The following is a 13,225-nucleotide window of genomic DNA, read 5'->3' as shown; positions in this document are numbered from 1 at the left end:
GGCGCTGCCGGTGCAAGTCGTCAAAATCTCGGCAGAATGGGAAGTCACAGCTCATGAATCATTCCGCTCCGGCTCTGGTCGCTGCGCAAGCCAAAGCGCGAGGGAAAAGAAGACTTCGCTACAGCACCTTAAGGAAGCTGGTGCCGTATTTCTACGTGTCGCCGGCGACCCTGCTGCTGGTTCTGCTGATGCTGTTCCCCATGGTGATGGTCTTCAAATATTCATTGATGGACGGCGCCATCATGAAGAAGGACGGTGCGTTCGCGGGGGTGCAGAACTATCTGACCATCTTCGAAAATCCGATCTTCTGGCAGTCGGTGGTGCAGACGCTTTATTTCACGATCATGAGCGTCGTCTTCCATTTCATCATCGGCTTGGCCTTCGCGCTGCTCTTGAACACCAATCGCGTCGATCCGCTTATTCGCAGCATCCTGCGTGTGCTCTTCATCCTGCCCTGGCTGTTTACCGCCGTCATCATCGCCATCATTTGGCGTTTGCTGCTTGACCCGAACGGCGTCGTCAACAGCGTGCTGATGGCACTGCATATCATCAACTTCAAGGTCGAGTGGTTTTCCTCGACCCACACCGCCATTCACGCTTTGACCTTCGCAAATATCTGGGCGGGTTATCCGCTTTACATGGTCAGCCTGCTTGCCGGCCTCCAGGGCATTTCGAAGGAGCTTTACGAGGCAGCCGGCATCGACGGCGCCAACGAACTGGAAAAATTCTGGTACATCACCATTCCGCAACTGATGCCGATCATCATCAGCATCGCGCTGCTCGACTTCATCTGGACGATGCAGGTTTTTCCGCTCGTCTGGATGACGACGGGCGGCGGTCCGATCTATTCGACGGAAGTGCTTTCCACCTTCACCTACAAACTCGCCTTCTCCCAATATGAATTTTCTCTGGCTTCGGCGAGTGCAATGATCATCCTCATCATTTCGATGAGCGTCACCTACTTCTACATCAAACACCAGCAGCGCAGGTGAGCGGCATGGCAAAGCGATCCTTCAAGAGCTCGGCGCTGCCGACCATCCTGACCTATCTCGGGCTGGCGGTCGGCCTCATCTTTTCGACCTTCCCGATCGTCTGGATGTTCTTCAGCTCGCTGAAATCGAACACGGAAATCTTCGCTCTTCCGCCGCGGCTGTTGCCGCAGGATTTCACGGTGGCCGCCTATTTGACGATCTTCAACGATCCGGTGAAGGTGCGGTTCTTCATCAACAGCTACTTCGTCGCCGGCGTCGTCACTTGCCTTACCCTGGTCGTCGCCATCCTGACCGCCTACGGCTTCAGCCGCTATTCATTCCGCTTCAAGAACACCTTGAACATCTTCATCATCAGCACGCAGACCGTTCCGCCGATCACCCTTCTCATTCCCTATTTCGGCATGGTGGTCGCCTTCAAGATTTTCGATACGTATCTCGCGCTGATCCTCACCTACATGGTCTTCACACTGCCCTACGCCGTTCTGCTGATGACGGGCTACCTCAATACCTTGCCGAAGGAATTGGACGAGGCCGTCCTTGTCGATGGCGGTTCGAGCTGGACGGCGCTTTGGCGTGTCATTGTTCCCGTCTCCATCCCCGGGATCGTCGCCACCGCGGTCTACACGTTTCTGCTTGCGTGGAACGAATTCCTCTTCGCACTGACGCTGACAAAATCGATGGACCTCAGAACCGTTCCGATCGGCATCCAGCTGCTGATGGGCCAGCACGCTTTCGAATGGAATGAAATGATGGCAATGAGCGTGCTGGGTTCCCTTCCCCTCCTGGTGCTTTACCTGGTTGCTCAGCGCTATTTCCTGGCGGGCATGACCGCGGGTTCGGTCAAAAGCTGACGAATTTCATGGCGCGGGCGGATCGCTTGTTCGATCTGCCTGCCCGCAAGATTGTTCCCGACCGCTCCACCCTTCAAGGGCATTGCAAACCTCGGCTCTGCTGGGCGCGCCGATACGGCCGCCGAACACCTGGCATTTGAGCGCCGCCGCCATGGACGAGAGGCGCATCGTCTCGGCGATCGGCAGACCTTCTGCGATCGCCAGAGCGAAAGCACCATGGAAGATATCGCCTGCCGCAAGCGTATCGACGGCCGTCACCTTCGGAGCGGCAAGATGGAAGATTTCGCCGGTTGGCTCATCGAACCAGAAGGATCCGTTTTCGCCTGCAGTAACGCTGATGAAGGCATGCTCGAACTTTCGCTTGAGAAGACCGACGGCCATCGCCGGCTCCGCCGTTCCGGTAAGGCGCTCGGCGGCCGGCTGCGAGAACACGATGTGGCTGGCAGCCGGTGCCAGCATCTCGATGACGCCCTCGCCTGCAACGTCGCCATCGAGAATGGCCGGTTTGCCCGCTTCTCCGGCGGCCGACACCGTCCGCAGTGCAAGCCTCGGCCAGCGAACGTCGACCAGCACCGCATCGAAATCGGAAGCGTCCTGCTTTGTGACCGGCTTGACCATCTCGTGCAGGGCCGCATCGTAGAACGGCACAATCAAGCGCTCGCCTTGATCATCGACAAGGATCGTCGAGACAGCCGAGCGGGCACCTGCCACACGGACCATGCCGCTGGTATCTATGCCGCTATTGCCGAGGTCGGCAATGATGCGGTCGCCGGTGACATCGTCGCCGACCGCGCCCCAGAGGCTGGCATTGCCGCCCAGCCGGGCGATCGCAAAGGCCGCGCTTGACGCCATGCCTTCGGCGACCTGCAGCATATCGTAGGGCAGAATTTTGCCCTGACCGGCCGGTAACGAGCGCACCCGAAACAGCGTGTCCAGCACCGCCGCGCCGACACATAAAACGCTGCGCGGCGGGCCAGCCGGCGGGTCGAAGGCAGAAGAATTCGTCACGGCGGTCGTCTCACCTGCTCACTTGACGGCTCCGGCCGTCAGCCCCGCCACGATCTGCCGTTGCGCAAACACCGTCAATATCAGCACCGGCAAGGTGACGATCAACGCCGCCGCCGCAAGCGGGCCCCAGCTCACCTGTTCGAATGAGAGCATGTTGTAGACTGCAACCGGAAGCGTACGCGTCTCGCGGCTGGCGAGCACGATGCCGAAGACGAAGTTGTTCCAGGAGAAGATGACCGACAGGATGAAGGCGACGACAATGCCGGGCTTGGCGATCGGCAAGGCGACCAGGCGGAAAATCTGCCAGGGCGTCGCACCGTCGATGCTTGCAGCCTCTTCCAGCTCCATCGGCGTCGTCTCGAAATAGCCGATCATGATCCAGACGACGATCGGCACGGTGACGACGAGATGGATGATGATCTGCGGCATCAGCGTGCCGAGCAGGTTCAGCCACTGGAACAGCAGGAAGAGCGGGATCAAAAAGGAAAGGCCGGGCGTCATGCGCGCGATCATGATGACCATCGCCGACTTCTCCGCCTTCAGGCGTGCGATACCGTAGCCGGCAGGCACGCCGATCAAGAGCGCCAGAAGCGTCGCGGCACCCGTCACCAGCACCGAATTCCAGAGATAGAGAAAGAAGTTGTTCTCCTCAAAGACCTTCAGGTAGTTGGTCCAGGCGAAACGCTCCGGAATGAAGATCGGCGGATAGGCGCCGTTGTCGATCTCGTATTTCAACGACAGCGAGATCATCCAGAGGAAGAACAGGACGACCGGCGAGATCATCACAAGGGCAATAAACAGTAGTCCGATGCGATCGAGTGTCTTGCGCTTCATCAGCGTGCCTCCCCGTCGGACCAGTTGGCGCGCTGCCGGAGCATCAGAAGGACGAAGGAGAGCAGGACGATGAGCACGAAGAAGACCACCGCCATGGCCGAGCCGTAACCGATATCGTAGTAGGCGAAGGCAGTGTTATAGAGATAGATATTGATCGTTTCCGAGGCCGTGCCCGGGCCACCCTGGGTCATGGCATAGATGATGTCGAAACTCTTCACCGCATCGATGCTGCGGATAATCACGGCGATCATCAGGAATGGCGCGATCATCGGCAGCGTCAGATAGCGGAATTTCTGCCAGACATTGGCGCCATCGATTTCGGCACTTTCATAGGGTTCGCGCGGAACCGCCGCCAGGCCGCCGAGCACGATCAGCATGATCAGCGGCGTCCATTGCCAGGTCTCGACCAGCACCAGCGACGGGATGACGCTGCTCTGATTATAGATCCACTCCTGCGGGCCGATGCCGATGAAGGAAAGAAGATAATTGAGGACGCCGAGCTGCGGGTGGAACATCATGGTCCAGACGAGGGCGATGGCGACCGGTGTCGCCATCATCGGCATCACGAATATGCCGCGCAGAAGGCCGCGCAGCGGAAATTGCGTATCGAATATCAGCGCGGCGAGTGTCCCCAGAAACAGGGGAGCCACCACGGAGAGCGTCGTGTAAAGCACCGTATGCCACAGCGACTCCCAGAAGCGCATGTCGACGGCCAGGCGCGCATAATTGTCCAGCCCGGCGAAGACCTGGGACTGGCCGAGCGTCCAGCTGTTGACGCTCATCCAAAGCGTAAACACCCATGGAAAAACGATGACCGCCGCAATGACGATCAGCGCCGGGATCACAAAGGGCCAATAATTGGGAGCAACGCGACCCGCGTTGCTCCTTCCCTTCGAGGCGGCCTTGGCGGCGGCGGCCGTTTCGATGCTTGCCGAGGCCATCATCCCTCGCTTTTCGCCAGGACCGGTTCGAACTGGGCCGTTGCGGCCTTGAGTTCGGCTTCCGGATCGGCGCCGCCAATCATATTGGTGAGACCGACGCCATAGATGTCGCGGAACTCGGTAACCGGAATGATGACCGGCAGCGCGAGCTGCGAGATCTTGCCGGAACCGACGACGGCATCCAGCCATGCGCCCGGCATCTTGACGCCTTCGCGGACCTTCGCATCCTCCAGGACGGACTGGCGGAAAGGAACGCCGGCACCGGCCTGCAGCAGGCGGGCGCCCATGTCATGCGAAATCGCCCATTGGCAGAAGAGGTAGGCGGCTTCCTTCTTCTGGCTGGCCGCGACGACGCCAAGCCCGTCGCCGAAGGTTCCCGCAGCCTGTGCCTTCGGGCCTTTCGGCATGATGCCGTAACCCACCTGGCCGACGACGCGCGATTTTTCCGGGTTCTCGATCGGCGGCGCAAAGCCGACGCCGTCGAGCCACATGCCGATCTTGCCCTGCAGGAAGGCCGACTGAGCCTCGGCCCAGTTGAAGCCGGAGACGCCTGGAGGGGCGGTCTTGGTCATCAGCTTCTGGTAAAGCTTGGCGGCGTCGATCGCTTCCGGCGAAGTCGTGCGCAGCTTGCCATCAGGGCCGAGCGGGCTCGAACCGTAACCGAGCAACAGCGACGTCCAGACCGGCGTATTGGCGTTCTTGAGGCCGCGAGCGACGAAGCCGTAGGTGTTGGTCGACGGATCGGTGAGTGCTTCGGCCGCACTTGCCAGCTCTTCGAAGGTCGTCGGGTAGGAAAGCCCCTTCTTCTCGAACAGCGCCTTGTTCCAGTAGATGATCCAGTAATCGACCGAGAAGGGGAGAGAACGCAGAACGCCCTCGGCATCCTTGGCGAAGGCGAGGCCGGCTTCGGCGAAATCACCCTCGGTCAGGGATGGGTCGGTCAGCGCAGGATCCTTGAGGAAGCCGCCGATATCGGCAAGCCAGCCGCCCTTTTCGAACTGCCGCTTCTGCACGTGATAGCTCATGTGTACGACGTCGAAGCTCGGCTTGCCGGAGCTGAGCTCGATCGTCGTCTTCTGGCGCTGTTGTTGTTCGGGCGTCGCTTCGGCATTGACCTTGATGCCGGTGAGTTCCTCGAATTCGGGCAGGTACTTCAACAGTATTTCGCTGCGCGGGCTCTTGACCAGGTTGACTTCGAGCTTGGTGCCGGCGAAGCGCTTCCAGTCAACGGCAGCAAATGCCGAGCGTATGCCGAGCATGCCGCTGGCCCCAAAAGCCGCCGTACCTGCCAGAAAGCCGCGTCTCGTCGGATTCAAAAACGATGACATGTGATTCCTCCTCCTTTTGCCGGCGATCTCCTCACCGCCGGCTGTTTATTTCCGATTATATCCTGAGCGCACGATCTCTCGCGTGATTGATGTGTGCGACAAGGCTGTTGACGGCGTCCTCCGCCGATCGTCGTTCTATTGCCTCGAGCACCTTCAGATGCTCGCCCATGACAGGCCCGACGTGGCCCTCGATGCGAAACCGGTCCTGGCTGATCAGGCGCATCTTGATCGAGTTCACGCGGTAGGCATTCGAAATGATGGTATTTCCCAAAGCATCGATAAAGGCGTCGTGCATGCCCCAGTCGACAGCCTGCGCGTGCACTTCCAATTCGTGCGAACCATCGCCGCTTCGAATGGCGTCGGCAATATCCCGATGCTGCTTCAAAAGCCCGGCGATCGTCTCGTCGGACGCAGAGCGGGTGAAAAGCGCCACGGCTTCCTTCTCCAGGAACACGCGCAGCTGGAATGCCTCGCGGATGAGATTGAGATCGATGTGAGCGATCTGCAACCCCCGCTGCGGCACGGTCTTGATCAGCCCTTCAGCTTCAAGCCTGGGGATGAGTTCGCGGATGGCACCGAGCGTCAGTCCCGTCAACTCGACGAGGCGGCGCTGCGAAACGAACTGGCCGGGGCGCACGTCACGCGCAAGCAGGTGGCGCGTGAAACTCTCATACGCCTTTTCCCGCAGTGTCGGCTGCTCGTCTGTGCCGTCCATCGCCTCTCCCAGAAACATCCCTGACCTATGCCGCCTTCGAGCGGAAAAGAGAATCGAACGCAAGAGCGAGTTCCGCCTGCCCTTCAGCGGATATTGAAACGAGGGGTGGACGAACTGCAAGCCATATATCATCCGAGCTGAGGTGAGCGACCATGACCTTCACGGCAGCGGTCACCGGAAATTTCAGCAGTTCGGCCACGAAATCTTCGACGCGGGAATCGTCCTTGCCGTCCTCCGCCATCAGCTTGACTTCACGCGGTACGAAATTCGCCATGCCCGAGATTGCACCCTGGCCGCCAAGCCGCACGCCCTTGGCCAGGTGGCGTTCGTCCCCCACCAGGATGACAAGATCGCCATGCGCCTTCAATAGCGTTTCCGTAAAAGGCCAGTCGCCGGAAGAATCCTTGACGCCTCTGACGATATCGGGAAAGGCGGTCCGCAGCCGGCCAATCAGCGATACGGTCAGCGGAACCATTGTGACCGAGGGAATGTTGTAGACGATAATGTCTCGCGCCTTGTCGCCCAGGATGGCGAATACCGCCGAAAACCACTTGAAGAGCCCGTCGTCACTGACGTTCTTGAAGTAGGAAGGCGGCGCAAGCAGAATGTTGCGGACCCCCTTGGAAAGAGCAAGACCTGCCTGCGACGCCGCATCTTCGGCGGCGTCTACCAGCACGCCGACGACGATCTTCTCTGCTGCTATCCCAGCATCGAGCAAGCGAGCCAGGACTCGTTCCCGTTCCTGCGTTCCGATGGAGGAGCCCTCGCCCGTCGTTCCGAACAGGGTTACGCTCGAACATCCGGCAGCAAGGCTTCGCTTAGCCTGCGCGATCATGACTTCGATCGCGATATCGCCATTGATGTCGAACGGCGTGGCGAGAGCGACTGACAGCCCGAATTTCTGGGTCAATATGCTTCCTCCCAATTATTGGGATTAGACGTAGCAGACTGACATGTTAGTTGTAAAGGTATGATTGCATGCCGAAGTTTCCCACGTTTGTTTTTGCCCGGCCCCTCCACAATGTCCTTTTGCACCTTCGAAAAGGCTTGAAAGCACCTGCCCGGATTTAGTGTTGATTGGATCCCGCCGACAGCGCACAGCGAGTGGACTTATAAGGCGAGCAAATTCGATTCACGGTAAATCGTTCTGTTCGTAGATCCGGCTTGATCAACAGTCGGCGCGAAATTTAGCCCGAACATATATTCACGGAATTATGAGCAATTGCGACCAACGAAGCGGGTCTTGAGGCGTGAGTATGTGACATTCCTTGATAGGTATCTTGATGCGGGTGCTTCAGAAGGTATATGGGAATGGTGTATTTCTATAGGAGTGTGCGATGTCCTCTACAGTTTCGGCGAATGTCGATGGCAGAACGGCCGTTAAATTGAAGGCGGTGGCCTCGATGGAAAACAGGTCCGTATCGAATGCGGTGTCGAGCGCAATCACAGTATTCGTTGGGCTACCCAAGGGTGTCCGTGATTTCCTACTCGAGTTAAACGCACAGAACGACCAGGACACTATCAACAGGCTTGGCCGTGAAATGATGGCAGCGGCGGCGCGAGTTCGCCTTGAGAGAGCAACCACCGACCTAGCATCCGAGCACCGCTTCGGGGGGCCAGAAGAAGTGTCCAGCGAGATCGACATGTTGGAAGAAGCGACGGCCCTCGCCCGTGCCGCGGCACACCGGAAGTAATACATGGATCGTCCTGTTCGAGTGCTGCTCGATGTCAACGTCTGCTCCATGATCGACATCATGAAATATGGGCCAGATTCCCTCGATCCCTATCTTATTTTGGGCGGAGAAGAGCGCTTCGCCATGTCTGACGCAGAGGATGCAGGCGTGCTAGCTACAGCCTTTGGCGCCGAAGCCGACATTCTTGTTACGGACAATTTGAGGGATTTTGCAACCAAGGACGCTTCTGTCGTAGACACGCAAGTGGTGAACACTACTCATTCGGGCCAGCGAACCCTACAGGCTTTAAGATATGAGATCGGCAGTGCGGATCTCATTGTCGCGCACCCGTTCGATGTAATGCAATGGATCCGCTTGGGCTATGATTTTACGCCGGCCACCCTCTGGAACTCCATTCAACAGCCCGGCAATGAACCCGGCCTATGATTGCGGGCAGCATTCTTACTTTTGCAGTTCTGGTGGCACTTGCTACATAATTCCGTATATTTGATCAGTCGCAACTGTTGGTTATTCTCCTAGGAACCGTCTCTTCATGAACTGTTGGTAACGTTCTGGAGATGCGCCAATGGGACACTCCATTTGACCAATTCCCAGATGCGATCTGAAGATCCGGAACTGGAATATCAGCGCCGGCACGGGGGCTGCCGGCGCTCGTTCTTGCGGCGCTCGGCGTCGTCTCTTGAGACATCGGAACAAGCCCGCTCACGCCTTCCGGAAGTGACCTTGCCCCAAGTTTTATCCAGTTTTGAGTTCGCTCCAGCGGTTTTTGGTTGCTGTTGTTGGTTCGGTAGCGGCGGGTTGCGGTGCGGAGCCATTTCGGCTGCGCAGCACCGCATCACGTCGCGGGTTGAGTGTCTGAGCGAATTCGGCCGGTGTCAGCCAGCCAAGGCCTGAATGCGGGCGTTGATCGTTGTAATCGCTACGCCAGTTTGAAAGCGCAGACCGGGCGTGAGCAAGCGACGAGAACAGAGTTTCATTCAAGAACTCGTCTCGCAGCCGCCCGTTGAAGCTTTCGATGAAGGCGTTCTGGATAGGCTTGCCAGGCGCGATGTAATGCCAGTCAACCTTGGTCCGGTCCGCCCATTGCAGGATCGCGTTGCTGGTGAACTCGCTGCCGTTGTCGCTGACGATCATCCTCGGCTTGCCGCGCTCCTCGATGATCCGGTCAAGCTCCCGTGCGACGCGAAGACCGGAAAGCGATGTATCGGCGACGAGCGCCAGGCACTCCCTCGTGCAATCATCGACGACGGTCAGAATCCGCAACCTGCGCCCATCGGTGAACTGATCCGACACGAAGTCTAGCGACCAACGGTCATTGGCCATCATCGGCACCAGCATCGGCGCTCGCGTGCCTATCGCTCGCTTGCGACCGCCGCGCTTGCGCACCGTCAGCTTCTCTTCCCGATAGAGCCGGAAGAGCCTCTTGTGGTTCACGAGGTGACCATCCCGCCGGAGCAGCACATGAATGCGTCGATATCCAAAGCGGCGGCGTTCATGCGCCAATGCCTTCATTCGCTCGCGAAGCTCATGATCGTCGCTGCGGCTCGTTTCATAACGGATCGTCATCCGGCAAACGCCGATGGCTTTACACGCCCGCCGTTCACTCATCTGATGGTGGCTCATCAGATGAGTGACAGCGTTCCGCTGGCTGCGGGCGTCACCACTTCTTTCCCAAAAGGTCTTTCAAAGCAGCATTGTCAAGCATGGCATCCGCCAGGAGCCGCTTCAGCTTCGTGTTCTCGTCCTCCAGCGTCTTCAACCGCTTGGCTTCGGATACGTCCATGCCGCCGAACTTGGCTTTCCACTTATAGATACTGGCATCGCTGACGCCGTGCTTGCGGCAAAGCTCCGCGACCGGAGTGCCTGCCTCGTGCTCCTTCAGAATGCCGATAATCTGTTCGTCTGTGAAACGATTGCGCTTCATTCCCTGGTCCTCTCAATGGGCCAGAGCTTACTTCAAAATGGATTATTTCAACGGGGCAAGGTCACCTGACCGGTCGCCCCAAATGGGTGCTTGTCTTGGGCGTCGTCGGCGTCTCGCTCTTCCTCGGCGACGCAATCATTACTCCGGCGATCTCCGTCCTGTCGGCAGTCGAGGGTATCGAGATGGTAGCCCCGGCTGCCGGTCACAAGACAAATCGAAATCTGTATCGCCGTCAGTCAGATCACGGAACCGCCACCTCGCCGGAGCGTTTCTTGCTCATACCGGACCCTGTCAGCATCCCGCTGGCACTCCCAAACTGGAGGTAATCATGAAAACGCTGATCGTCTCCATGGGCTTGTTGGCTGCAACCGTCTTTTCGGCCTTTGCAGCGGAACCGGCCAAAATGGTTGATACAAAGATGGGTAAGATCCTTGCAAACGCCAAAGGTATGACACTCTATACGTTCGACAAGGACGCCATGGGCAAATCAAACTGCGACGAGGCCTGCTTGAAGAAATGGCCTGCCTTCCACGCCGCCGCCAAGGCCAAGGCCGAAGGTGAATGGTCACTAGTCAAGGCGGCCGACGGCAAGGAGATGTGGGCGTACGAAGGAAAGCCGCTTTACACCTTCGCTGGAGACAAGAAGCCTGGAGATATGACCGGCGATGGCGTCGGCGGTGTTTGGCATGTCGCCAAGTAGCCCGGCGCACTGGAGCCTTTCAGGACTGAATTGAAAGGCTCCAAACGGGGGATGAGGGCGATGATGTATCCGCGTGAGCGCCTCATCCCTGTCCGCATCGGTATTCCGAAACCGGAGTTAGCGCCCTGCTTTTCCGAACCGACAATTGCGCAATTAGCTAGTAACTGCCACCAAGTATTTGCCAGACCGCCGGGACCGCCTCGAACGGAAAGCCTTGCTCGCGCAGTTCCGAGCGGGAGTGAGCTTTGTGCGGTTACGCCGTCGGTTCTGCATGGGTTGCGAACGCATGTGCCACCCGGACGGCGATCTGTGCCGGAAGCGGTTCCCGTGCCTTCAAGATCATCCGTCGATGTAAGCTGAAAGCTCATCCGATGTGCCATTTGGAAATGCGGCTTTCAGATGGGCAAGGAACGCAGACACCCGCGCGCTGAGCAAGCGCCTTGAGGGATAGAGCGCCCACAGGCCGATCTCAGATGCTTGCACGTCGCCCCACTTCAAAAGCTTGCCCGAAGCAATGTCGTCACTGACGAGGGAGATGGGAAGTCGGGCTGCTCCGACGCCCATCCTCACGGCGTCGCGGACGTTCAACAGAGACGAGAGACCGAGTATGGGTTTGACATTGATGGAGGCTGCGCCGGCAGCCGTCGTTATTGTCCACGCATCCATCGCGCCCGGCGGGCCGCGCACGATTACTGGAACCGTGGCATCGTTCTTTGGAAATTCCAGTCTTGCAGGTGCAACCACAACCAAACGGTCTCGAAGGAAGACGCGGCCGACGAGGGTGTTGTCGGGATCGGGATTGACGCGGATCACCAGGTCATACCCTTCCTCGACCATGTCGACGACGCGATCCTCAGTGGTGACCTCCACCCTCACCTCTGGATACTTCAGAGCGAAGCTGGCGGCGAGCTTACCGATCGCCGTCTGTGAGAACAACAACGGCGCACTGACCCTTAGTCTGCCACGAGGTTTGTCGCCCCCTGCCGCGATTGCAGTCGTCGTCTCGTCGAGCTCCGTCAGAAGCGCTCCGGCACGCTCCTGGAGCGCCCGCCCCTCCTCCGTGAGCATAAGCATCCTAGCGCCACGCTCAACCAAGCGCATACCGAGGTTCGCTTCCAGGTCCGTAACACGTCGAGAAAGCGTCGCTTTCGGACGCCCCGTCGCACGCGCAGCTTTGCCGAAGCCGCCATGCCGGGCCACGAGAACGAAATCGGCGAGACCGAGAAGATCCATTGATGTTCCACCAGTGGGACGACGTGTCCAGATTATCTGCCTATTGGATCATTAGTGATCCATTCATATTCGGGTTGTCAACAACCAACGGAGAACTTCCATGACAATACTCGTAATCGGCGCAACTGGCCGCGTCGGCCGCCATGTCGTCGAACAGCTCGTTTCTCGAAACGCAAAGGTCCGGGTCCTAACCCGCGACGCCTCCAAGGCGAACTTTCCGATCGACGTTGAAGTTGTTCAGGGCGAGATCCTTGACCTCGCCTCCCTGCGTAACGCCTTCAAGGGCGTCCGCACTCTGTTCCTACTTAATGCGGTGACTGGCGATGAATTCACGCAGGCCATCATCACCCTCAACCTCGCCCGCGAAGCCGGCATCGAACGCGTCGTCTACCTGTCCGTCATCCATGCTGATCGCTTCGTCAACGTCCCGCATTTCGCGGTGAAGTCCGGTGCAGAGCAGATGCTGAAGCAGATGGACTTCAGCGCTACGATCCTGCGTCCGAGCTACTTCATCGACAACGAAGTCATGATCAAGGACGTCGTTCTTGATCATGGCGTCTATCCCATGCCCATCGGCGGCAAGGGCGTGGCGATGGTGGATGCCCGCGACATTGCGGAAGTGGCGGCGATCGAACTCGTCCGCCGCGACCAGGCGTCCGGCAAGCTTCCTGTGGAAACAATCAACCTGGTCGGTCCGGACACGTTGACCGGCGAAGGTGTCGCCGCGATCTGGACCGAAGTCCTCGGCCGTCCCATCGTCTACGGAGGCGATGATCCAAGCGGCTTCGAGCAGAATATGGCGACGTTCATGCCGACATGGACGGCCTATGAAATGCGCCTGATGGCCGAGCGCTACGTAAGCGACGGCATGATCCCGGAAGATGGCGATGTCGACCGCCTGGTCAAAATTCTGGGTCGACCATTGCATTCCTATCGTGAGACTGCTGCATCTCTGGCGACACGGAACTGAGCATCCTGGCCCAGACTGTAAGAGAGAAGACGAAG

13 protein-coding genes and 2 pseudogenes are annotated in these 13,225 nt (G+C 58.5%); 7 read left to right on the top strand and 8 right to left on the bottom strand.

Annotated elements, in window-relative coordinates:
* The first annotated feature begins 53 nt into the window (after window positions 1-53).
* Together RLEG4DRAFT_RS06125 and RLEG4DRAFT_RS06120 are read left to right on the top strand one after the other, a co-directional pair.
* Window positions 54-992: a carbohydrate ABC transporter permease gene (locus RLEG4DRAFT_RS06125; protein WP_003576112.1), complete on the top strand. Its 939-nt coding sequence runs from the start codon at window positions 54-56 to the stop codon at window positions 990-992.
* Window positions 993-997: 5 nt separating this feature from the next.
* Window positions 998-1,843, top strand: a complete 846-nt coding sequence (locus tag RLEG4DRAFT_RS06120) for a carbohydrate ABC transporter permease (RefSeq protein ID WP_003576110.1) — start codon at window positions 998-1,000, stop codon at window positions 1,841-1,843.
* 6 nt (window positions 1,844-1,849) lie between these two features.
* On the opposite strand, the gene RLEG4DRAFT_RS06115 is transcribed toward RLEG4DRAFT_RS06120, so the two are convergent.
* The 6 genes from RLEG4DRAFT_RS06115 to RLEG4DRAFT_RS06090 are packed head-to-tail and all read right to left on the bottom strand — an operon-like array spanning window position 1,850 to window position 7,579.
* Window positions 1,850-2,851, bottom strand: a complete 1,002-nt coding sequence (locus tag RLEG4DRAFT_RS06115; protein ID WP_003576109.1) for a sugar kinase — start codon at window positions 2,849-2,851, stop codon at window positions 1,850-1,852.
* An 18-nt stretch (window positions 2,852-2,869) separates the two neighbouring features.
* Window positions 2,870-3,685 carry a carbohydrate ABC transporter permease gene (locus RLEG4DRAFT_RS06110; protein ID WP_003576107.1) on the bottom strand — a complete coding sequence of 272 codons (816 nt, stop codon included), beginning with the start codon at window positions 3,683-3,685 and terminating at the stop codon, window positions 2,870-2,872.
* Complete coding sequence (locus tag RLEG4DRAFT_RS06105; protein ID WP_003576105.1) at window positions 3,685-4,626, bottom strand: carbohydrate ABC transporter permease; 942 nt, start codon at window positions 4,624-4,626, stop codon at window positions 3,685-3,687. The genes RLEG4DRAFT_RS06110 and RLEG4DRAFT_RS06105 overlap by 1 nt, the downstream gene beginning before the upstream one ends.
* Complete coding sequence (locus RLEG4DRAFT_RS06100; RefSeq protein WP_003576102.1) at window positions 4,626-5,954, bottom strand: ABC transporter substrate-binding protein; 1,329 nt, start codon at window positions 5,952-5,954, stop codon at window positions 4,626-4,628. Before RLEG4DRAFT_RS06100 ends, RLEG4DRAFT_RS06105 begins: the two co-directional genes overlap by 1 nt.
* Before the next feature lie 55 nt (window positions 5,955-6,009).
* Window positions 6,010-6,687 (bottom strand): GntR family transcriptional regulator, encoded by a 678-nt coding sequence (locus tag RLEG4DRAFT_RS06095; RefSeq protein ID WP_171898183.1) that lies wholly within the window; start codon window positions 6,685-6,687, stop codon window positions 6,010-6,012.
* Between the two features lie 7 nt (window positions 6,688-6,694).
* On the bottom strand, window positions 6,695-7,579 hold the full coding sequence (locus RLEG4DRAFT_RS06090; RefSeq protein ID WP_003576100.1) for a dihydrodipicolinate synthase family protein: 885 nt from the start codon (window positions 7,577-7,579) through the stop codon (window positions 6,695-6,697).
* Window positions 7,580-8,006: 427 nt separating this feature from the next.
* On the opposite strand from RLEG4DRAFT_RS06090, the gene RLEG4DRAFT_RS06085 reads away from it, so the two are divergent.
* Together RLEG4DRAFT_RS06085 and RLEG4DRAFT_RS06080 are read left to right on the top strand one after the other, a co-directional pair.
* Complete coding sequence (locus RLEG4DRAFT_RS06085) at window positions 8,007-8,363, top strand: hypothetical protein (protein WP_003576098.1); 357 nt, start codon at window positions 8,007-8,009, stop codon at window positions 8,361-8,363.
* 3 nt (window positions 8,364-8,366) lie between these two features.
* Window positions 8,367-8,789: a hypothetical protein gene (locus RLEG4DRAFT_RS06080; RefSeq protein WP_003576097.1), complete on the top strand. Its 423-nt coding sequence runs from the start codon at window positions 8,367-8,369 to the stop codon at window positions 8,787-8,789.
* Between the two features lie 309 nt (window positions 8,790-9,098).
* Here RLEG4DRAFT_RS06080 and RLEG4DRAFT_RS06075 read toward each other — a convergent pair.
* A pseudogene (locus tag RLEG4DRAFT_RS06075) lies at window positions 9,099-10,287 on the bottom strand (IS3 family transposase).
* A gap of 56 nt (window positions 10,288-10,343) precedes the next feature.
* Here RLEG4DRAFT_RS06075 and RLEG4DRAFT_RS59875 point away from each other — a divergent pair.
* Window positions 10,344-10,481 (top strand): annotated as a pseudogene (locus RLEG4DRAFT_RS59875) (KUP/HAK/KT family potassium transporter); the annotation flags it as partial.
* Between the two features lie 134 nt (window positions 10,482-10,615).
* Window positions 10,616-10,987 (top strand): COG4315 family predicted lipoprotein, encoded by a 372-nt coding sequence (locus RLEG4DRAFT_RS06060; RefSeq protein WP_003576092.1) that lies wholly within the window; start codon window positions 10,616-10,618, stop codon window positions 10,985-10,987.
* Between the two features lie 339 nt (window positions 10,988-11,326).
* Here the strand turns inward: RLEG4DRAFT_RS06060 and RLEG4DRAFT_RS06055 are convergent, their stop codons facing one another.
* Window positions 11,327-12,220 carry a LysR family transcriptional regulator gene (locus RLEG4DRAFT_RS06055; protein WP_003576090.1) on the bottom strand — a complete coding sequence of 298 codons (894 nt, stop codon included), beginning with the start codon at window positions 12,218-12,220 and terminating at the stop codon, window positions 11,327-11,329.
* A 100-nt stretch (window positions 12,221-12,320) separates the two neighbouring features.
* Here RLEG4DRAFT_RS06055 and RLEG4DRAFT_RS06050 point away from each other — a divergent pair, with 100 nt between their 5' ends.
* Window positions 12,321-13,190 (top strand): SDR family oxidoreductase, encoded by an 870-nt coding sequence (locus RLEG4DRAFT_RS06050; RefSeq protein ID WP_003576089.1) that lies wholly within the window; start codon window positions 12,321-12,323, stop codon window positions 13,188-13,190.
* Window positions 13,191-13,225 lie beyond the last annotated feature (35 nt).

Source organism: Rhizobium leguminosarum bv. trifolii WSM2297, from assembly GCF_000271845.1.
The sequence above is the reverse complement of the archived record's forward strand: the minus strand, read 5'-3'. Positions and strand labels throughout refer to the sequence as shown.